Raw genomic sequence first — 18,095 nt, forward strand, 5'->3', positions numbered from 1 at the left:
TCGGGAGGCTGGCGCTGTCCCTCATTGCCCTGCTGGGCATTTCTCCCCGTGAACGGGAAAGAAGCTGGCGGCAACGCCGGCACCTTCTTTGCAACGCTGAGAATTGCCGGAATCATCAATAAAGGGCGTCCTTCTCCCCGTTCACGGCAGGGCTATCGCATATGAGCGATTGCCTGGATGAGATAGTCGTCATTCCAAGCGCATTTCTTGATGCGGTGGCTAATGGGGACTTTGTCGATGTCGGCGGCCTGAAGGATATTTCTGGCGATGCGGTTGATGAGGGCGGTGTTGGCGGGGGCATTGTCCTTGCGGGCACGGCTGAGGTCCTCGTGCAGATGAACGTCAAGCATCCAGTGCAGTGCGTTCTCGATCTGCCAATGGGCTCTGGTGAGGTCGATCGCCTGCTGCGGCGACAGCAGCGTTGAGGCCATGAACAGGCGCGTCAGCGGCTCGGCCTGATCGCGCCGGCTGGTGATGCGGATGAGGGCCTTGTGCCCAGGCATCAGCGGCTCAGGCGCCGCCACGACCTCTGCCTGCCGCCATTCGATGCGGCCATGGTTGGTCTCGGTCTGCTCAGTGACGGCGGGAGTGGTCTGGGCCATATGTTGTTTGGCCCGAGCCAACCAATGCCGGCGGTTTCCCTTGAGCGCGAGCAGATAGTCGCCGCCGCGCCGAATGATGGCCTGAGCCATGCGCGTGTGGCAATGGAGTGCATCAGCTGTGACCAATCGGCCAGTAAGATCAATGAGTTCGACGACTTTGAGGGCAGCCTCGACCTCATTGTCTCCATCGCCGGGCGTAGCCGCCGCCAGACACAGTCGCGTCTGGCTGGCAAAGGCTGACACCGTCAGGGGTGGGCTGGCCGCAAGGCCTTTCTCATAGGCCCGTCGCAGCGCCTTGCCATCAAGCGCGACCACACCCTGGCGTGCCTGCGCAAAGCCTGCGGCAAAGGCGGCGAACGCACGTCCGAAGGCCTCCGGATCGAGCAGGCGCAACAGCCGCGAGAAGGTGTCGTGGCTGGGTGCCTCCTCATAGTCGATCAAGCGCGACAGCGCCTGTTTGCGTTCTTGCGCGAACAACGAAAACTCCGTCGCGCTGGTCGCGCCACATAGGCTCGCTGCGATCATCATCACGATCAAGTCGCCAAGCCGGTGCGTGGCGTTGGCAGCGCGCGGATCAGGGACCGCGCCGAAATAGCTCTCAAGGCTGGAAATCGCAGTCACTCCTCGGTGGACTGCCTTCCCAAAGAATCCCTTCTCAAACCAACTTCAAGCGCAAAATCGCCATATGCGATTCCCCTGCCGTTCACGGGGAGAAGATGGCGGCAGCCAGATGAGGGGCGGCGCGGCGTTTGTGATTGAAACAAATAGCCCGGCTAAAGGCTTAATAGCCGGGCTTTCGACCTAAATAAATTGCACCTGGACGATCTCATACCCCCTGGCACCGCCCGGCGCGTTGACTTCGATGGCGTCGCCGACTTCCTTGCCTATGAGCGCACGCGCGATCGGCGAGGAGATCGAGATGCGGCCGGACTTCACGTCCGCTTCCTGGTCGCCGACGATCCGGTAGGTCTTCTTCTCCTCGGTGTCCTCGTCGACCAGCACCACGGTGGCGCCGAACTTGATCTTGTCGCCGCTGAGCTTGCTCACGTCGATCACCTCGGCGCGCGCGATATAATCTTCAAGCTCGTTGACGCGGCCCTCATTGAGGCTCTGCGACTCTTTGGCGGCATGATACTCGGCATTTTCGGACAGGTCGCCATGCGAGCGCGCTTCGGAGATCGCCTCGATGATGCGCGGCCGCTCTTCCTGCTGGCGCCAACGCAGTTCTTCCTTCAATGACGCGAACCCCTCGCCTGTCATCGGGACCTTGTTCATGATGCCTGACCTTTCCTGCTGCCACCCCCGCGTTTCGGGGAAAGCCTTGTCGATGGGTACAAAAAGAAAACGGTCCGGCAGCCTCGGGCTAACGGAACCGTTTCACCGCAATTTCCCTGAATATAGCAATCTTCGCGGGTTTTTCACGTCCAAAAATCGGTTTTGCAAAAATCATCCCCGCTTTCATCAGTCGAGAGCGGCTAATAAGTCCGAGGGGTAACAAAAAAGCGGCCGCGATCGCTCGCGGCCGCTCCGAAGAACCCTGGTGTCTTTTCAGCTCCTCATGAAATGGTCGATCTGCTCGGACAGCATGCCGTATTCGCGCGAACCCTTGCCGGTCCGCTTCTCGATCTCCATCAACTGCTGCTGGGCGCCGGCCAGATCGCCGATCTGCAGATGCGCTTCGCCGAGATATTCGCGCACCAGCGTATAGTTGGGATCGATGCGCAGCGCTTCCTCGTAATAGCCGAGGCCGACGGTGACGCGGCCGGAATGGCGATGCGAATAGCCGAGATAGTTGAGGATGCGCGGATCCTGCTTGTTGGCGGCGAGGCTGAGCACGGCAATCGCCTCGTCGTAGCGCCCGGCCATCGCCAGCGCGTGGCCCGCATCATAGATGCTGTCGTCGTCGAGCATGCCTTCCTGGGGCGCGACGCACTTTTTCTTCTTCTTGTCCCAGACTTCGCCCTTCTTGCACTGGGTGACGGTCTGATCGCTGCCACCGCCACTGCCACTGCCCGCGGCAAATACAGGAACGGCAAGGAACTGCAGCGCGACAAGGGCAGTCGCCGCCTGGATCAGCATTCTTTTATGCATCGAAGCCTCCTTGAGGGGTGAGAATGCAACACTAACGCCAAGCGCCCGCCATTTCATCCCGGAAAAATGCGTGCGGGAGAACATCAGGTGACGGATGCTGCAAATCCGTTATCATCGGCCAGGATTTCGGCACTTGCCAGGATTTCGGCACTTGCCAGGATTTCGGCACTTGGGAGACTGCTCGTGCAGCAGCGGCTTGAAAAGGACTGGGAGCTTTCGATCGGTCCCGACACCGTGCGTCTGTTCATCCTCAAGGCCAAGGCGCTGAGTGCCGCCGTCAACGAAGACTATGCCGATGGCTCGGAGCACGAGGTCGAGCTCGACGGCGAGTCCCATGTCAACCATCACCATGATGGCCTTGCCGAGGAAAGCTCCGAGAACCTTACCGAAGAAGAGCTGCGCGAGTTGATTAACGACCTCAATGTCGATGAAGCAGCCGAACTGATCGCGCTGGCCTGGGTCGGCCGCGGCGACTACGACGCCGCCGAATGGGCGGACGCGCTTGCCGCGGCGCGCGAACGCGCCAACAAGCGCACCGCAAAATACCTGCTTGGCATGCCGCTGCTCGCCGACTGGCTGGAGGAAGGGCTGGAAGCGATCGGCGCGTAACGACGTGGTTACCGTTCGTGATGCGGCCAAGGCAACCTCCTTGCCTCGGCGCCGTTGAGGGCCATGGGGTCGATTGTCTTTTCCCGAACATGCAGGATCGCATTGCTCATGGCCGTCACGGCTTTGCTGGTGATGCCGGCCGAGGCCAGACATCGCCATCGGCATCACAAGCCGCTAACGCCGCGGATGGAGCAGCCTCTGACACCGCGAGCCGACCAGCCCCTCAAACCGCGGGGCGGGCAGCGCCTGAAACCGCGGGGCAAACGGCATGTCACGCCGAACCAGGCACGGCAGAAACCGCAGGATTTGCCGTCCTCGCCAGCTGGTATCCCGATACCCGGATCCGGTGTCCCGGCACCAGAGCCTGGTATTCCGTTGCCCGAGCCACGACCGGCCGACGCTCCAAAGGCCGACGCTGCAAAGACCGAGGAGCAGAAAACGGAAGCTCCGAACACCGCCCGAGAGCCCGCCCGTATCGGTGAAGAAGAATCCCACCAGAAGAAGCAGGCACTTCCCGAGCCGTCGGCACACGAACCCTCAACCGATACGGAAAGCGAGCCGAAACCACCAGCGGTCGCGCCGATTCCGACACAAAAGCCGGACATCGCAGAACCCGAGGATGAGCCGCCGGCCGTTGCGCCGCAGCAAAAGCCGGCCGAAGCAGGCGACGAGAAGATGCTGCCCGATCCGCGCTCGGCCGATCTCCCCGATAGCAAGATGCCCGCCGGGGAAGTCGCTTGCCGCGAACGGCTGAAGGCGCTCGGCGTCGAATTCGAGGAGCACAAGGCGGAAAGCGATCCGGAAATCGGCTGCTCGATCCCCTATCCCCTGGTGTTGAAGACACTCGGCAAGTCGATCGCGATTGCCCCCGGCACCGAACTCAACTGCCCGATGGCCGAGGCGGCGGCCCGTTTTGCCGCCGATGTGATCCAGCCGGCGGCGAAAGTCGAATTCGGCGCAGACCTGAAATCGATCAGCCAGGCATCGGCCTTTGTCTGCCGGCCACGTCATGGCACCCGGAAACTGTCGGAGCACGCCTTCGGCAACGCGCTCGACATCGCCAGTTTCACGCTATCGGATGGCAAGAAGATCGAGGTCGGCCCTGCGCCGCCCGAGAAGGACGGCAAATTCCTCAACGCCGTGCGCAAGGCCGCCTGCGGACCCTTCAACACCGTGCTCGGCCCAGGCGCCGACGCCGATCATTCCTTGCATTTCCATCTTGATCTCGAACCGCGCCGGCACGGCGGGACGTTCTGCCAGTGAAGATGGTTGGCCGGGGCCGCGTGCCGCAATTCGGCCGCAGGCATGAACGCGGGCACTGAGTTTTCCTTTACCCTTGATCGTTAAAATGCCGGAGATCTAGGGACAGGGATTCCGCGAATGGCCGGGATATTTGCCGCCGTACGGCAATCGAGACGCATGCGCATGGCAGTCGGTGGGCTTGCCGCCGGCCTTGCCCTCGTGGCGGTTTCCGCCTGCAACACCGGCAGCGTGCTGTCGCTTGAACCGGCCGTCGACGTCGGCTCCCAGACTGCAGCCGTGCCGCAATATACCGGCATGCAGAAGCTTGTTCCCTCCAATCCCTACATGACCCAGGCCGCCTATCCGCGCATGGACGAGCCGATGTCGCCGGTCGAGCAGATGCCGGCCAGCGAGATCGACTGTCGGCAGCAATTGAAGCGCCTCGATGTTGCCTTCACCGACCTGGCGCCGATCCATGAAGGCCAGTGCGGCATCGATTATCCGGTCAAGGTCTCGGCCATCGGCAACATCCAGATGAAGCCCGCCGCGACGCTGACCTGCGACATGGCCGCCACCTTTGCCGGCTGGACCAGGAACGAACTCGTTCCCTCGGCCCGCTGGCGCTATTTCTCCGGCGTGAAGACCATCCATCAGGGCTCCAGCTATTCCTGCCGCAACATCGCCGGCGAAGGTGTCTTGTCGGAGCACGGCAAGGGCAATGCGCTCGACGTCATGAGCATCGAGCTCAACAATGGCGACGATATCGATGTGCGCAAGCCCGGCCTGTTCGCCTTCCGCACCCGCGGCTTCCTCAACAATGTGCGCGCCGATGGCTGCCAGTATTTCACCACCGTGCTCGGCCCCGGCTACAATTACGACCACCGCAACCATTTCCATTTCGACATCAAGAACCGCAAGAACGGTTATCGCGCCTGCCGCTAGGAAAGATCAGGTGCGCTGGGCGCCACCTGTGGAAGCGATGATTTGTCGTGCCACCAGATCCTGGATGCGCCAGAGATTCTGGTCGCGAATCCCGCTCTCCTCCAGTTTGCTGACGGTTCGGAATAGGTACTGCGCCGACGAGCCCCAATGACCGGCAGCCCGCGCCAGCGTGTCGGCAACCTGCTCCAATGGCAACCGGCCGGCATAGGCCCTGCCGTCTGGCGCGGCGACGAAGGCCAAGGCACGCAGCGGCCCGTCCTTGGTCTTGACCTTGATCCAGCATGGCACGTTGGTTGGCGGGTTGGCATCGATCTCGCGGCGCATCAACTGGCCAAGTTGCCCGAAATGGTCTTCCGCAGGCAGCCGATAGACGATGCCGTTGCAGCTGCCGCCTCGATCGAGGGCCAGCATCAAGGCCGGCAAATCGCGGGTTCCGCGCCAGCGGGTCAGCTTCAGGCAGAACGAGCGGTGCCATCCCGGCGCCGTGGCCGGGCGCTGCTCGACATGGGCGAATTCGGGGTTCCAGATCAACGACCCATAGGCAAAAACCCACAGCGCTTCAGGCCGATGTTCCGACAGGAGTTGCTCGACAAGACTATCGAACTCCGCGTCTGTATGCTCGGTTGTTCCGGGCTCGGGACCCGGATCCGGTTCGATACGCTCGACCCTTGCGACAAGGTCAGCGGTCAATGCCATCGAGCTGCGACCCACCGGCTTCCACTCCATTCCTGCTCACCCCATGCAAAAACGATGGCGGACGATAGAACGGCTGCGCGCTGCTGACCATTGATTTCCAGGGTCCGTCAGGCAACAGATACCGCACGGATCGAGCCGCATTCATGAGCCAACGAAACCTGCGACGACGCGCATTGACCTGGCTGGTGGCGCTCTGCGCGGCCTATCTGGCGCTGGCCTATTTCGCCGCACCGGAATTCTGGACGTTTCACGATCGCGGTTTTCGCACGCAGCGCTTCGAGATGGTGACGCATACGCCGCAAGGCATTCCCGGTGACCCTATCAATGTCGGCCTGGTCGGCACGCAGAAGGAGGTGGTCCATGCCTTCGCCGTTGCCGGCTGGGACACCGCCGACGCCGTGACCTTGAAGACCGCGATCGAAATCGGCGAAAGCGTGTTGTTCGACCACCCCTACCCCGATGCGCCGGTCAGCCGGCTGCTGTTCGACGGCCGCGCCCAGGATCTCGCCTTCGAAAAGCCGGAGGGCCCCAGCGCCGACCGCCGGCATCATGTCCGCTTCTGGCAGACCAATGCTGCCGGCGATGATGGCCGGCCGCTGTGGCTGGGCTCGGCCAGCTTCGACCGCGGCGTCGGCCTCAGCCACGACACCGGCGCCGTCACCCACCATATCGGCCCCGACATCGACGCCGAGCGCGATTTTCTGATGCGCGATCTGGCGACAGCCGGCACGTTGATCTCGACCAGCGACCTTGCAGGCATTGGCGCGACAGCCACCGGGCGCAATGGCGGCGGCGATCCCTATGTCACCGACGGCGAGGCGATTGTCGGTCTGTTGAAGCCGTTGCCCTGACACATCGCAAAGGTCAGGTTGTGGTGATCACGATCTTGCCGAACGGCCCTTTCTCCAGATGCTGCAAGGCCTGCGGCACCTCGTCGAAGCCAAAGACCTTGTCAATGACCGGTTTGATCGCCAGCGCCTCGATCGCCTGATTCATACGCTCGAAGGCGCGGCGATGGCCGACCGACAGGCCCTGCACGGTGATGCGGTTGCGCATGAAGGGCATGATCGGGAAGCTGAGCTCCATCGCGCCCAGCAGGCCGATGATCGACAGCCGGCCATCGGCGGCCAGCGCGTTCAGCGATCGCCGCGCATTGTCGCCGCCGACCATTTCCAGCACGTGGTTCACGCCCAGCCCATTCGTCAGCTCACGCGCGGCCTCGTCCCATGCCGGTTGCGTGCGGTAGTTGATCCCTTGCCAGGCGCCGAGTTTTCTTGCCCGCTCAAGCTTCTCATCGCTGCTTGAGGTGACGATGGCGCGCAGGCCAAACGCCGAGGCGAACTGCAGCGCAAACAGCGACACGCCACCGGTGCCCTGGATCAGAATGGTCTGGCCCGCTACGGGTCTGGTCGCCTCGGCCATGGCGAACCAAGCCGTCAGCGCTGCGATCGGCAGCGTCGCGGCCTCGATATCGCTGAGCGACGGCGGCGCCAGCACTGCGGCCTCCTCGCCGAAGACGACATGATCGGAAAGCATGCCCGACAGCGACGATCCCAACGTGTGCTTGTGCAGCACCGGAGGCGCGTCGCCATCCGGCCAGTCGGCGATCACCTGGCCGAGCACGCGTTGCCCGACCCGAAAGCGCCTGACCGCGCTGCCGATGGCGACCACTTCACCCACCGCGTCGGATGTCGGCACGAAGGGAAAGGCGAGATCCGGGATCAGCACGCCGTCGACGATCATCTTGTCCTTGTAGTTGAGCGATACGGCCTTGGTCCGCACCAGCAAATCGTGCGGCCCTGGCTGGGGAACCTTGCCTTCCACCTGGCTTAGCTTCGACAGGCCGAAGCCGCTCATCTGCCAGGATCTGTTGGTTTGGGTGCTCATGTCGTCTCGCGCTCCGTGAGTGATGCCACGCGAGACATTTATGCCTTCCGACTATGGAAAATAGTGCTTCTGTGCGGCATATTTGGAGACTAATTGCGGACTACAAGTCGACAATAGGAAATCATCATGGAAACGGCCGACCTGCAAGGCATCGTCGCATTCGTCCAATCGGTCGAGGCTGGCAGCTTCACGGGCGCCGGCGAGCGGCTGCATGTGACGAAGTCGGCGATCGGCAAATCGATCGCGCAGCTGGAACAGAGGCTCGGCGTTCGCTTGCTGAACCGCACCACCCGCAGCCTCAGCCCGACCAGCGAAGGCGTCAGCTACTATGAAGCCTGCGTCCGGGCCCTGGCCGAGATCGAAGCCGCACAGTCGTTGCTCGCCTCGCGCCGGCAGGTCCCGTCCGGCCGGCTTCGGATCGACGTGCCGCTGGCCTTCGGCCGCCGCTGCGTCGCCCCCGTGCTGTTCGAGATCTCGAGGAAGTTTCCGGACCTGACGGTGGAAATCTCCTTCAACGACCGCCGCGTCGACCTGATCGAGGAGGGCATCGACCTGGCGATCCGCATGGGCGAACTCGACGACAGCCTGTCGCTTGCGGCCAGGCGCCTCTACGCCCAGCGCTCGGCCATTTGTGCTGCTCCTGCCTATCTCGACAGGCATGGCCGGCCGCAGTCGGTCGAGGATCTCGCCGATCACAGCGTCATCGGCTATGGCCGCGAGGGTGTCGTCCGTCCCTGGGTCATCAGGCATGCCGACGGCCATCTGGCAACCTTCGTGCCCAGGGCGCGGCTCGTCCTCGGCCATGGCGAGCCGATGCTGGATGCGGCGCTTGCCGGCTGCGGCATCACCTTCCTGCCGACATGGCTGGCCGCCGACAGCCTCAAAAGCGGCGATCTCGAAATGGTGCTGTCGGACTGCCTGGTCGAGAACATCGTCGTGCATGCCGTCTGGCCGGTGACGCGCACGCTCACGCCAAAGGTGCGGGTTGTCGTCGACGCTCTCGTCGAACATTTTTCGGCGCCGCCCTGGGATGCCGCGTGAGCGAAATACCTGTCATTTCTCAAAAAACACGCCGGACTATTTTCGAAGACCGCGCGGCAATGCTATTGACCGCTCATGCTATACGTCGAAATCGCTATCGTGGTCGTCCTCATCTGCGTGAACGGCCTTTTGTCGATGTCCGAACTGGCCATCGTCTCGTCGCGCCCGGCCCGGCTGAAAGCGATGATCGACCGCGGCATCAATGGCGCCGGCCGCGCCCTCGAGCTTGGTTCGAATCCCGGCAAGTTCCTCTCCTCGGTGCAGATCGGCATCACCCTTGTCGGCGTGTTGTCGGGCGCCTTTTCGGGCGCTACGCTCGGCGAGCGGCTGGCGCAGTTCCTGGCCTCGACCGGCATCCGTGAGACCGTCGCCGATCCGCTCGGCGTCGGCATCGTCGTTGCCATCATCACCTATTTCTCGCTGATCGTCGGCGAACTGGTGCCCAAGCAGATCGCCTTGCGTGATCCTGAAAGGGTCGCCGCCAGGGTCGCCCCGGCAATGACCATCCTCGCCACCATCTCGGCGCCGCTGGTCTTCCTGCTCGACTTCTCCGGCCGCGCCATCCTGTGGCTGCTCGGCCAGCGCGGCGAAAGCGAGGAAAAGGTCACAGACGAAGAGATCAAGATGCTGGTCGCCGAGGCCGAGCATCACGGCACCATCGAATCCGACGAGCGGCGCATGATCGCCGGCGTCATGCGGCTTGGCGACCGCGCCGTGCGCGCCGTGATGACGCCACGCACCGAGGTCGACTGGATCAATCTGCAGTCCGACGAAAGCACCATCCGCAAGCTTTTGATGGAAACCCAGCATTCCCGGCTGCCGGCCGGCGACGGCGGCGTCGATGTCATGGTCGGCGTCGTCCAGACGCGCGACGTGCTGGCAGCACTGCTTGCCGGCCGCGTGCTCGATCCGCGTAGGCATGTGCGCGCCGCCCCCATCGTCTACGATCAGGCCGATGCGCTGGATGTGCTACAGAAGCTCAAGGAATCCGACGTGCCGATGGCGCTGGTGCATGACGAATACGGCCATTTCGAAGGCATCGTCACCCCGGCCGACATTTTGGAAGCCATCACCGGCGTGTTCCGGGCGGACACCGACGCCGGCGATGAAGAAAATGCCGTCAAGCGCGAGGATGGCTCGTGGCTGCTCGCCGGCTACATGCAGGCCGACGAGATGGCCGACATTCTCGGCATCGACCTGCCGGAAAACCGCGACTACGAGACTGTCGCCGGCTACGTGCTGGCGCACATGCACCATCTGCCGGCGACCGGCGAATGCGTCGACGCGCAGGGCTGGCGCTTCGAGGTGGTCGATCTCGACGGCCGCCGCATCGACAAGCTGATCGCCACCCGCCTGCCCGGCGGCCACCGCGAGGCGGTGCGCTGACGGTCGACGTGATGTGCAGCATTCGCACTATCGTTCCCAGAAGGGCTTGGCGATCTCTCCCTCGACCTGCTGTATCGTCAGACCGATATCGTCGATCAGATGCGGATTATCCTTCGACATTTGCCTGAGTTGCCAGCGAAAGCGTATCCGCTCGCGCCAGGTCCGATCGTGCCAGCTCGCGATGATGCTTCGCAGGGTCGTCAGGAGCCGGCGCGATGCCGGCCGCACGGGCGTTCCCGGCCGCGCTGCACAATGCAAGGAAGAAGTGAGGGTATTGGTCATGGCAACCTCCATATGGTTTTGAGGGCGCGGTGGCTCTCGATGAGGTTGAATTCTGCGCGATACGGACGGCGCCGTAATTAAGCCCTCCCAAATAGTTCTCAAAACTTCCAAACGAGCTATAGATGCGCCTATGCAGGGATCGCGTTTTGCCTTTGGTCCGTTCGTGCTTGATCCGGGTGCGGGAACGCTGCTTCGGAATGATGTCCCTGTTGCCGTTGGCTACCGCGGACTAAGTCTGCTTGCAGCACTTGTCGGACGGGCGGGCGACATCCTCGGCAAGGCCGAACTGATGGACGCGGCGTGGCCGGGCACGGCCGTCGAGGAAGGCAACCTCACCGTCCAGATCGCGCAGCTGCGCAAGCTGCTTGGTCCAACCGCCGACGGCGGTGAATGGATATCCACGGTTCCGCGCGTCGGCTACCGCTTCGCAGGCGCCGTCGAACAGCTCGCCGACGCGAAGCGAAAACCATTGCCACTGCCCGACAAACCATCGATTGCCGTGCTGCCTTTCGTCAATTTCAGCAACGATCCCGAGCAGGACTCCTTCGCCGACGGGTTGACCGAAGACCTGATCACCGACCTGTCCAGGATCTCGGGTCTGTTCGTCATCGCGCGCAACTCGGCCTTTGCCTACAAGGGAAAAGCGATGGACGTGCGCGAGATCGCCGGGGATCTTGGCGTGCGCTATCTGCTGGAGGGTAGCGCAAGACGTGCCGCGGGGCGTGTGCGCATCAACGCCCAACTGGTCGACGCGGTGAGTGGCGATCATCTGTGGGCGGAACGCTTCGATCGCGGCCTGGAAGACATCTTTGCCGTTCAGGACGAGGTGACGGCCAAGATCGTGGAGGCGTTGCTCGGCCGGCTGCGCGCATCGCCGCCGCGCAACCGGCCCAAGAATCTCGAGGCCTACGACCTCTGCGTGCGGGCGCGCAAGCTGATCGACGACTCGCCGCAGATGGCGCAGGAAGCGCATCTGATGCTCACGCGCGCGGTGTCGCTCGATCCCGAATACGCCGAGCCCTATCGCTGGCTTGCCATGAACCACTGGATGGGACAGGTGCATTGGGGCGGACCAACCGAAGCCGCCCGCAGCGTTGCCTTGGAACTGGCCCGCAAGGCCGTGGCGATCGATCCCAACGATGCCGGCTGTCGCTGGATACTGGCTTACCTGCTTGCCTACGAGCGCAGCTTCACTGAAGCAGATGCGGAATTCGCCAAGGCGATCGAACTCGACCCGAACGAGGCCGACACCTGGGCGGCATTGTCCGACATCGCGGTCCTGGCCGGACGGGTCGAAGAGGGCCTCGAGCATATCAGCAAGGCGTTCCGGCTGAACCCGTTTCCGGCAAGTTGGTACCATATGACGCTCGGCCAAGCGCAATATGCGGCGCGCGATTACGAAGCCGCTGTCGAGACCCTGCTCAGGGACGAGACCTATCGCACAAGCTCACGCCGTTTCCTGGCGGCAAGCCTGGCGCAACTCGGCCGGCTCGACGAGGCGCGCGCGGAGGCCGAACTGTTCCTCGTCGGCAACCCGCATTTTACAACCAGCCATTGGGTCACGATGGAGCCGTTCCGCGACGCCGCTACGCTCGAGCATTTCGTTGATGGCTTTCGCAAAGCCGGTCTTCCCGAGTAACGCGCGGGCGTGATCCCGGCATCACATGACTTCCTCAAACCGCCGCCTCGATTGGCTCGGCAAGCCTGGGATTTGCCCGCGCGGCGATCAGGCAGCCGGCGACGATCAGGCATGCTCCGGTCAGCGTGGTCCAGGTCGCCTCCTCGCCGAAGAAGAACCAGCCAAGCGCGACCGCCCAGATGAAGGCCGAGTATTCGGTCGGGATCAGATATTGCGCTTCGGCACGGGCGTAGGACCAGCTCATCAGGAATTGCCCGGCAAGCGACAGCACCGTCACCCCGGCCAAAGGAAGCCAGAGATCGGTCGGCAGGGCGACGGCGAGCCAGGGTGCGGCGAGGCCGAGGATGATTGCAACGCATAGGTTCTGGAACAACATGATCTCGATCGGCTTGGCCAACTGCGCCTGTTGCCGGGCGAGGATCAGATTGTAGCCGTAGAACACCGTCGATACGAGCACCGCTGCCGTGCCAAGCATGGCATCTCTGGAATAGCTTGCCTGCCCGAACTGGCCGGCCATGATGATCGCGACGCCCGCGATGCCGGCCAAGGATGCCCAGACAGCCTGCCGCCGGATCCGTTCGCCCAGCAGCAGCGCGGCGAGGAACAGCGCAAACAGGGGCGCGACGAAGCTGAGCCCGATCGCCTCGGCGAGCGGCAGCCTGGCGAGGCCCCAAAAAAAGGATATCAGAACGATGCCGACAATTGCGGCACGCAGCGCATGCAGTCTCAGCACCGGAAGGGTCGGCTTTGAGCGCGTCCCTACTGACCAGGCCGCACCCGCGACGACAGTTGCCACCATGCTGCGCCACAGCACCGTGTTGTAGACGCCGACCGCAATGACCAGCGTCTTCATCGCCGCATCCATCCCAGACAGCAGGAAGATCCCGAGCGCGCATACGAGCACCGGGATCATCGGGGAAACGGCGCCGGTCAGGCTGGATGTCTTCACGGCTTCACTCATGTGATGGATTGCAGCCGGATATATCAGGGCAAGACGGCGCGGCCAGATGGCAGGACCATCGATGTAGAGGTCCAATCCCGATTGGCGTCGCATCCCCGCTATGGCGATGCTAGGGCATCAACACCACCTTCCCTGTCGAACGGCGCTCATCCAGCAGGCGGTGCGCCTCGCCGGCCTGATCGAGCGGAAAGCGGCCACCGATCGCAACCTGAAGCCGGCCGCTCGCCGCCAATTGGAACAGCTCGGAAAGGCTGGCCTTCAGCACGTCAGGAGACAGCAGCGGCAACAGCGCGAAACCCCTCAGCGACTGGTTGCGGCCGATCATCGCCTCCAGATCGGAAGCCGTGAGCGCATAGCGGCCGAGCGCCGCGAACACCAGTTCGCCGCCAGGCGCCAGAGCCTGCAGCGACGCAGCCGTCAGCGCGCCGCCGACCGTATCGTAGATGATGTCGACGCCCTTCCCGTCCGTGACGTCGCGGACCTGGGCGGGCCAATCCGGATTGGTGTAGTCGACCGTGGCATCGGCGCCGAGCGACAGAGCAAGATCGAGCTTGGCCTTGCTGCCGGCGGCTGCGATCACCTGGCGTGCGCCCTTCAGCCTGGCCAGTTGGACAAGCAACGATCCCACGCCGCCAGATGCGGCCGGGACCAGCACCGACTTGGCCCGTGGCGGGCTTTGCCGAAGCAAATGAAGAGCCGTCAGCCCCTGCACCATCAGCGCCGTCGCATCCTCGAACGGCAGCGCATCCGGCAGCGGCACGGCGAGATCGGCTGGCATCGTCACCTGCTCCGCATAGCCGCTGTGGGGACGCTGCGACATGAACAGCGGCGCAGCGATGCGGCGCCTCAGCAATTGTGCATCCACGCCTTCTCCGACGGCCTCGACGACGCCCGCCGCCTCCACGCCCAGGATCATGGGAAGTTGCGGCGTCACCGCGTACCGGTCCGCGCGCATCAGCACTTCGAAGAAGTTGATCCCGGCGGCATGGACGCGGATCAGCACCTCGCCAGCCTGCGGCACCGGTGCCGGCAGATCGACCACCTCCAGCACGTCGGGACCGCCGAAGCGGCCAAGTTGAATGGCTTTCATGGCAAACTCCGATCGCACTGGCGTCGGCCGCTGTTTGCCACTATCTGCGGAGCCTCGACTACACACTCATTTGTCCCCTGCTGACCAGGAGGTGACCATGCCCAATCCCAGGAGAATGCCCATCAAAAGGCTGCCGATGCTGCCGGCGGAACGGGCGCTGAAAGTGATTGCGGGGCGCTGGAAGGCGGTCATCCTCTACCACCTGTTCGATGGTCCCCGGCGGCTGTCGGCGCTGAAGGCGCTGATGCCTGGCATCACCCAGAAAGTGCTGATCCAGCAACTTCGGGAAATGGAAGAGCACGGCCTCGTCAGCCGCGAAATCTTCGCCGAAGTGCCCTCGCGCGTCGAATACTCTGCGACAGGTCTCGGCCTCAGCCTCGAGCCGATCCTGCTGGCGCTCTGCCAATGGGGCCAGCACCACGCCGACGAGCTCAACGAGATGGACCGTCTCGCCGACTGCATCATCCGGCCAAGACAAGCACGACACGACGCCATGACTTCCCGGAACTGAAAAGGGGCGACCGGAATTGAAAAGGGCGGCGCAAGCGCCGCCCCATATCCTTGGGAGGATAATTCGAACCGGCGGTCAGGCCGCCTTGACTTCCTCGGCGACGGCGTCCGCCTGACGCGCTGCCTTGAGCACCTTGGCCCACCACGCAACGTCGTTGACCAGCGCGGCGGCGGCCTGGTTCAGGTGCTCGAGATCTTCGAGCTTCTTCTCGCCCTGGCGGACGGCGAGGAAATCGCCCCAGGCGATATGGACGGCCGACTTGACCGGCGCCATCTGCAATTCGACCGCATGAAGGCGCAGCTGTTCGACGGCGCGGGCGCCACCGACGCTGCCATAGCCGACAAAGCCGGCCGGCTTCTTGTTCCATTCGTTGGCGGCGTAGTCGATGGCGTTCTTCAGCACGGCCGTCGGGCCATGATTGTATTCGGCGGCGGTGAAGATGAAGCCATCGAATTCGGCGACCTTCTTCTGCCAGCGCTGTGCCACTTCGTTCTGCGACGGTGCCCAGGCGGAGGATGCGACCTCGTCGAAGAAGGGCAGCGGGAAGTCGCGCAGGTCGACGACTTCCACGTTGATGTCGGCATGTGACTTGGCGATCTTGGCGATCCATTCGGTCGGCACATCGGCGAAGCGCGCAGCACGCGTCGAACCGATGATGATGGCGATCTTGGGTTTTGACATGGGGGCTCTCCTTGCAAGTAAAGCTGGTATCGTTTGGATACCGGCGCTATATGAGATACTGTCAACTCGAGAAGCAAGGAGGCACCTTTTTGTTACTGAGGCACCCGCACCGCACCGAGGACTGCCGCGCCATCTCGGAAATCCTGCAGCGCGTCGGCGACAAATGGACCGTTCTGGTGGTCGGCAAGCTGGGCGACGGACCGCTGCGTTTCAACGAATTGCGTGCCGCGGTCGGCGGCATTTCACAGAAGATGCTGACCACCACCTTGCGCGGGCTGGAGCGCGACGGCTTCGTCACCCGCACCGTGTTCCCGACCATTCCGCCACGTGTCGACTATGAGCTGACCGAGCTCGGTCACGAGCTGCTGATCCCGGTCAGCGCGCTGGGCGAATGGGCGCGCAAGAACACCACGCGCGTCAAGGCGGCGCGCGAAAAATTCGACGGCATGCATGCCTGAAACCCTTGCATGGCAAGGAATCCGGAGTTTCGCGGTGAGCGAAATTGCTTGACGACAGGTGAACTCGTGGTTCTCTAAACGAGGCCTATCAACTTTGTCTTGCGGTGCCTAAGGTCGACCAACACGCGCGCCACTCTGCCGACGATAATCGCATACCAAAGGCGGCCATTTCAGGCTCTTGGCGCCATGACTTCGCAAGGCGCCGGGCTGCAGATCGCGCATGTCGCGGCTGGCTCCCTGACGCCCACATTGCCATGCGAGCAGACGGTGCGCGGAAGGTCTTCTTTGACTTCGGCATAGGCGGTCACGCCAAGCAGGCAGACCAAGGCGACCAGGGCTGCCACAAGCCAGCCGTTCAGCATATGTTGACGCATTGTCTCCCCTCCGACGCCCGCACAATCGGGCATGGAGGCAACCGTTGGATGTCGCGAAAAGCGCCTCCCGCATGGACGCTGTTACAAATGGCCGATCTTGGGAGAAACGGCTTCCGTCAGCCTTCGGCGGGAACCGCTTTCGGCTTGCCCTCGCCGTCCAGCGCCACCATGACGAAATCGGCATGGGTGACCTTTTCCATCAAGTCGGAAAGGTAGCGCTGCGCCCAGGCTTCGACCTTGAGCGTCATCGAGGTGCGGCCGACGCGCTCGACATGGGTGTAGATACACAGCGTGTCGCCGATCTTCATCGGCTTGGCGAACGACATCTCTTTGACCGCCGCCGTCACCACGCGGCCCTTGGCGCGCTCGGCGGCGCGGATGCCGCAGGCCAGATCCATCTGCGCCATCACCCAGCCGCCAAAAATGTCGCCGGCCGCATTGGCATCCGAAGGCATGGCCAGCGTGCGCAGCGTCAGATCGCCGAGTGGCCGTCCTTCAGCGTAGTGCACCATGGGGGGGAAATCCTTCGAGACCGATTACCCTCGATCCCGTATCGTCATGGCGCCGACAGGTCAACGCGCCATGGCAGAGGTACGGACGGAGCCTGCCGTGCACATCGGCCAGCGAGGACCAACCAGGACCTAAAAGTATCGCGCGAGGTTCGAGCGAATGCGATCCAGGACCGTATCCCCGGAAAGGTCGGGAGAGAATTCGTTGCCGGTGATCGCCTCATAGGCCTGCGCATAGACCCTGGAGGCCTGTTCGACAATCTCGTCGGGTATGTTTGGGATTGGGCCGCTGTAAGGATCGCACCGCGCCGAGACCCACGAGCGGATGAAATCCTTGTCGAAGCTCTCCGGCCGGCTGCCGCTGGCGAGTGCCTGTCCGTAACTCTTGGCGATCCAGTACCGGCTGCTGTCCGGGGTGTGGATTTCGTCGGCAAGAATGATGGTCCCGTTCTTGTCGGTGCCGAATTCGTATTTCGTGTCGGCGAGGATCAGGCCGCGCTCAGTGGCACGCTGCTGGCCACGGGCGAACAGCCGCAAGGCGTAGCCGGACACGGTGTCCCACTGCGCCTGCGTGAGAAGACCCTGGTCAAGGATCTCGGCCCTGGACAGCGGCTCGTCATGGCCGCCATGCGCAGCCTTGCTGGTTGGCGTGATGATCGGTTCGGCCAGCTTTTCATTGTCGCGCAGGCCATCCGGCAGGCGGATGCCATACATGTAGCGGTCACCGCGCCGGTACCGGGTCAGGATCGAGGTGCTGGTGGTTCCCGCCAGATAGCCCCGCACGACGATCTCCACCGGCAGGATGTCGAGCCTTGTGCCGACGACGACGTTCGGGTCGGGGTATTCGAGAACATGGTTCGGGCAGATATCTGCGGTTTCCTCGAACCAGTACCGCGCCGTCTGGGTAAGGATCTCTCCCTTGTACGGGATCGAGGTCAAGATGGTGTCGAAGGCACTGAGGCGGTCAGTGGCGATGATGATGCGCCTGCCATCCGCCAGGTCGTAATTTTCGCGGACCTTGCCGCTGTAGTGACCCGGCAGTTCGGGAATGAAAGCATCCGACAGGACACGCATATGATTTCCTGCCTTCCGCA

Annotated in this window: 21 protein-coding genes; 9 read left to right on the forward strand and 12 right to left on the reverse strand. The window is 63.1% G+C overall.

What is annotated here, in order from left to right; translation table 11 throughout:
• Window positions 1-152: 152 nt before the first annotated feature.
• The 3 genes from EJ076_RS28510 to EJ076_RS28520 form a co-directional block, all read right to left on the reverse strand.
• Window positions 153-1,223: an ISAs1 family transposase gene (locus EJ076_RS28510; protein ID WP_281036370.1), complete on the reverse strand. Its 1,071-nt coding sequence runs from the start codon at window positions 1,221-1,223 to the stop codon at window positions 153-155.
• 180 nt (window positions 1,224-1,403) lie between these two features.
• Complete coding sequence (gene greA / locus EJ076_RS28515) at window positions 1,404-1,877, reverse strand: transcription elongation factor GreA (protein WP_027039333.1); 474 nt, start codon at window positions 1,875-1,877, stop codon at window positions 1,404-1,406.
• A gap of 273 nt (window positions 1,878-2,150) precedes the next feature.
• Window positions 2,151-2,693, reverse strand: coding sequence for a tetratricopeptide repeat protein (locus EJ076_RS28520; RefSeq protein WP_126070121.1), 543 nt, complete (start codon window positions 2,691-2,693; stop codon window positions 2,151-2,153).
• Between the two features lie 183 nt (window positions 2,694-2,876).
• On the opposite strand from EJ076_RS28520, the gene EJ076_RS28525 reads away from it, so the two are divergent.
• The 3 genes from EJ076_RS28525 to EJ076_RS28535 all read left to right on the forward strand — a co-directional run bounded on the left by EJ076_RS28525 (window position 2,877) and on the right by EJ076_RS28535 (window position 5,486).
• A complete protein-coding gene (locus EJ076_RS28525; protein WP_109659897.1) occupies window positions 2,877-3,302 on the forward strand; it encodes a DUF3775 domain-containing protein in 426 nt (141 codons plus the stop codon).
• A 375-nt stretch (window positions 3,303-3,677) separates the two neighbouring features.
• The gene (locus EJ076_RS28530; RefSeq protein ID WP_245462905.1) at window positions 3,678-4,565 is read left to right on the forward strand and encodes an extensin family protein; all 888 of its coding nucleotides are present in this window, start codon (window positions 3,678-3,680) and stop codon (window positions 4,563-4,565) included.
• Between the two features lie 117 nt (window positions 4,566-4,682).
• Window positions 4,683-5,486, forward strand: a complete 804-nt coding sequence (locus EJ076_RS28535; RefSeq protein WP_126070123.1) for an extensin family protein — start codon at window positions 4,683-4,685, stop codon at window positions 5,484-5,486.
• A 6-nt stretch (window positions 5,487-5,492) separates the two neighbouring features.
• Here the strand turns inward: EJ076_RS28535 and EJ076_RS28540 are convergent, their stop codons facing one another.
• Window positions 5,493-6,212 (reverse strand): gamma-glutamylcyclotransferase, encoded by a 720-nt coding sequence (locus EJ076_RS28540; protein WP_109659891.1) that lies wholly within the window; start codon window positions 6,210-6,212, stop codon window positions 5,493-5,495.
• A 113-nt stretch (window positions 6,213-6,325) separates the two neighbouring features.
• Between EJ076_RS28540 and EJ076_RS28545 the strand changes: the two genes are divergently transcribed.
• Entirely contained in the window at window positions 6,326-7,033 is a 708-nt protein-coding gene (locus EJ076_RS28545; protein ID WP_126070124.1) for an LssY C-terminal domain-containing protein, read from the forward strand.
• Between the two features lie 13 nt (window positions 7,034-7,046).
• Here the strand turns inward: EJ076_RS28545 and EJ076_RS28550 are convergent, their stop codons facing one another.
• The gene (locus EJ076_RS28550; RefSeq protein WP_126070125.1) at window positions 7,047-8,069 is read right to left on the reverse strand and encodes an NAD(P)-dependent alcohol dehydrogenase; all 1,023 of its coding nucleotides are present in this window, start codon (window positions 8,067-8,069) and stop codon (window positions 7,047-7,049) included.
• Between the two features lie 126 nt (window positions 8,070-8,195).
• Here EJ076_RS28550 and EJ076_RS28555 point away from each other — a divergent pair, with 126 nt between their 5' ends.
• Together EJ076_RS28555 and EJ076_RS28560 are read left to right on the forward strand one after the other, a co-directional pair.
• Entirely contained in the window at window positions 8,196-9,110 is a 915-nt protein-coding gene (locus EJ076_RS28555; protein ID WP_126070126.1) for a LysR family transcriptional regulator, read from the forward strand.
• Window positions 9,111-9,185: 75 nt separating this feature from the next.
• The gene (locus EJ076_RS28560) at window positions 9,186-10,496 is read left to right on the forward strand and encodes a hemolysin family protein (RefSeq protein WP_126070127.1); all 1,311 of its coding nucleotides are present in this window, start codon (window positions 9,186-9,188) and stop codon (window positions 10,494-10,496) included.
• A gap of 27 nt (window positions 10,497-10,523) precedes the next feature.
• Here the strand turns inward: EJ076_RS28560 and EJ076_RS28565 are convergent, their stop codons facing one another.
• A complete protein-coding gene (locus EJ076_RS28565) occupies window positions 10,524-10,778 on the reverse strand; it encodes a hypothetical protein (protein ID WP_109661285.1) in 255 nt (84 codons plus the stop codon).
• Window positions 10,779-10,908: 130 nt separating this feature from the next.
• On the opposite strand from EJ076_RS28565, the gene EJ076_RS28570 reads away from it, so the two are divergent.
• Entirely contained in the window at window positions 10,909-12,417 is a 1,509-nt protein-coding gene (locus EJ076_RS28570) for a winged helix-turn-helix domain-containing tetratricopeptide repeat protein (protein WP_126070128.1), read from the forward strand.
• A 34-nt stretch (window positions 12,418-12,451) separates the two neighbouring features.
• On the opposite strand, the gene EJ076_RS28575 is transcribed toward EJ076_RS28570, so the two are convergent.
• Together EJ076_RS28575 and EJ076_RS28580 are read right to left on the reverse strand one after the other, a co-directional pair.
• Complete coding sequence (locus tag EJ076_RS28575; RefSeq protein ID WP_126070129.1) at window positions 12,452-13,378, reverse strand: DMT family transporter; 927 nt, start codon at window positions 13,376-13,378, stop codon at window positions 12,452-12,454.
• 109 nt (window positions 13,379-13,487) lie between these two features.
• Window positions 13,488-14,468, reverse strand: coding sequence for a zinc-binding dehydrogenase (locus tag EJ076_RS28580; protein WP_126070130.1), 981 nt, complete (start codon window positions 14,466-14,468; stop codon window positions 13,488-13,490).
• Between the two features lie 97 nt (window positions 14,469-14,565).
• Between EJ076_RS28580 and EJ076_RS28585 the strand changes: the two genes are divergently transcribed.
• The gene (locus EJ076_RS28585; protein WP_126070131.1) at window positions 14,566-14,979 is read left to right on the forward strand and encodes a helix-turn-helix domain-containing protein; all 414 of its coding nucleotides are present in this window, start codon (window positions 14,566-14,568) and stop codon (window positions 14,977-14,979) included.
• Between the two features lie 75 nt (window positions 14,980-15,054).
• Here the strand turns inward: EJ076_RS28585 and EJ076_RS28590 are convergent, their stop codons facing one another.
• Complete coding sequence (locus EJ076_RS28590; protein ID WP_109659874.1) at window positions 15,055-15,660, reverse strand: NADPH-dependent FMN reductase; 606 nt, start codon at window positions 15,658-15,660, stop codon at window positions 15,055-15,057.
• A gap of 89 nt (window positions 15,661-15,749) precedes the next feature.
• Here EJ076_RS28590 and EJ076_RS28595 point away from each other — a divergent pair, with 89 nt between their 5' ends.
• On the forward strand, window positions 15,750-16,118 hold the full coding sequence (locus tag EJ076_RS28595; RefSeq protein ID WP_164548758.1) for a helix-turn-helix domain-containing protein: 369 nt from the start codon (window positions 15,750-15,752) through the stop codon (window positions 16,116-16,118).
• A gap of 170 nt (window positions 16,119-16,288) precedes the next feature.
• On the opposite strand, the gene EJ076_RS28600 is transcribed toward EJ076_RS28595, so the two are convergent.
• The 3 genes from EJ076_RS28600 to EJ076_RS28610 all read right to left on the reverse strand — a co-directional run bounded on the left by EJ076_RS28600 (window position 16,289) and on the right by EJ076_RS28610 (window position 18,075).
• A complete protein-coding gene (locus EJ076_RS28600; RefSeq protein WP_126070132.1) occupies window positions 16,289-16,492 on the reverse strand; it encodes a hypothetical protein in 204 nt (67 codons plus the stop codon).
• A gap of 116 nt (window positions 16,493-16,608) precedes the next feature.
• Window positions 16,609-17,004, reverse strand: coding sequence for a hotdog domain-containing protein (locus EJ076_RS28605; protein WP_013530049.1), 396 nt, complete (start codon window positions 17,002-17,004; stop codon window positions 16,609-16,611).
• A gap of 129 nt (window positions 17,005-17,133) precedes the next feature.
• The gene (locus EJ076_RS28610; RefSeq protein ID WP_126070133.1) at window positions 17,134-18,075 is read right to left on the reverse strand and encodes a phosphoribosylaminoimidazolesuccinocarboxamide synthase; all 942 of its coding nucleotides are present in this window, start codon (window positions 18,073-18,075) and stop codon (window positions 17,134-17,136) included.
• Between the last annotated feature and the right edge of the window lie 20 nt (window positions 18,076-18,095).

The organism is Mesorhizobium sp. M7D.F.Ca.US.005.01.1.1 (genome assembly GCF_003952545.1).
GTDB lineage: Bacteria > Pseudomonadota > Alphaproteobacteria > Rhizobiales > Rhizobiaceae > Mesorhizobium > Mesorhizobium loti.

Coding starts and splice junctions, on each gene's coding strand:
- EJ076_RS28590 (WP_109659874.1), bottom strand. CDS start 15,660: ATGTCAAAACCCAAGATCGCCATCATCATCGGTTCGACGCGTGCTGCG.
- EJ076_RS28520 (WP_126070121.1), bottom strand. CDS start 2,693: ATGCATAAAAGAATGCTGATCCAGGCGGCGACTGCCCTTGTCGCGCTG.
- EJ076_RS28585 (WP_126070131.1), top strand. CDS start 14,566: ATGCCCAATCCCAGGAGAATGCCCATCAAAAGGCTGCCGATGCTGCCG.
- EJ076_RS28575 (WP_126070129.1), bottom strand. CDS start 13,378: ATGAGTGAAGCCGTGAAGACATCCAGCCTGACCGGCGCCGTTTCCCCG.
- EJ076_RS28565 (WP_109661285.1), bottom strand. CDS start 10,778: ATGACCAATACCCTCACTTCTTCCTTGCATTGTGCAGCGCGGCCGGGA.
- EJ076_RS28580 (WP_126070130.1), bottom strand. CDS start 14,468: ATGAAAGCCATTCAACTTGGCCGCTTCGGCGGTCCCGACGTGCTGGAG.
- greA (WP_027039333.1), bottom strand. CDS start 1,877: ATGAACAAGGTCCCGATGACAGGCGAGGGGTTCGCGTCATTGAAGGAA.
- EJ076_RS28535 (WP_126070123.1), top strand. CDS start 4,683: ATGGCCGGGATATTTGCCGCCGTACGGCAATCGAGACGCATGCGCATG.
- EJ076_RS28600 (WP_126070132.1), bottom strand. CDS start 16,492: ATGCGTCAACATATGCTGAACGGCTGGCTTGTGGCAGCCCTGGTCGCC.
- EJ076_RS28545 (WP_126070124.1), top strand. CDS start 6,326: ATGAGCCAACGAAACCTGCGACGACGCGCATTGACCTGGCTGGTGGCG.
- EJ076_RS28550 (WP_126070125.1), bottom strand. CDS start 8,069: ATGAGCACCCAAACCAACAGATCCTGGCAGATGAGCGGCTTCGGCCTG.
- EJ076_RS28610 (WP_126070133.1), bottom strand. CDS start 18,075: ATGCGTGTCCTGTCGGATGCTTTCATTCCCGAACTGCCGGGTCACTAC.
- EJ076_RS28605 (WP_013530049.1), bottom strand. CDS start 17,004: ATGGTGCACTACGCTGAAGGACGGCCACTCGGCGATCTGACGCTGCGC.
- EJ076_RS28560 (WP_126070127.1), top strand. CDS start 9,186: ATGCTATACGTCGAAATCGCTATCGTGGTCGTCCTCATCTGCGTGAAC.
- EJ076_RS28555 (WP_126070126.1), top strand. CDS start 8,196: ATGGAAACGGCCGACCTGCAAGGCATCGTCGCATTCGTCCAATCGGTC.
- EJ076_RS28540 (WP_109659891.1), bottom strand. CDS start 6,212: ATGGAGTGGAAGCCGGTGGGTCGCAGCTCGATGGCATTGACCGCTGAC.
- EJ076_RS28570 (WP_126070128.1), top strand. CDS start 10,909: ATGCAGGGATCGCGTTTTGCCTTTGGTCCGTTCGTGCTTGATCCGGGT.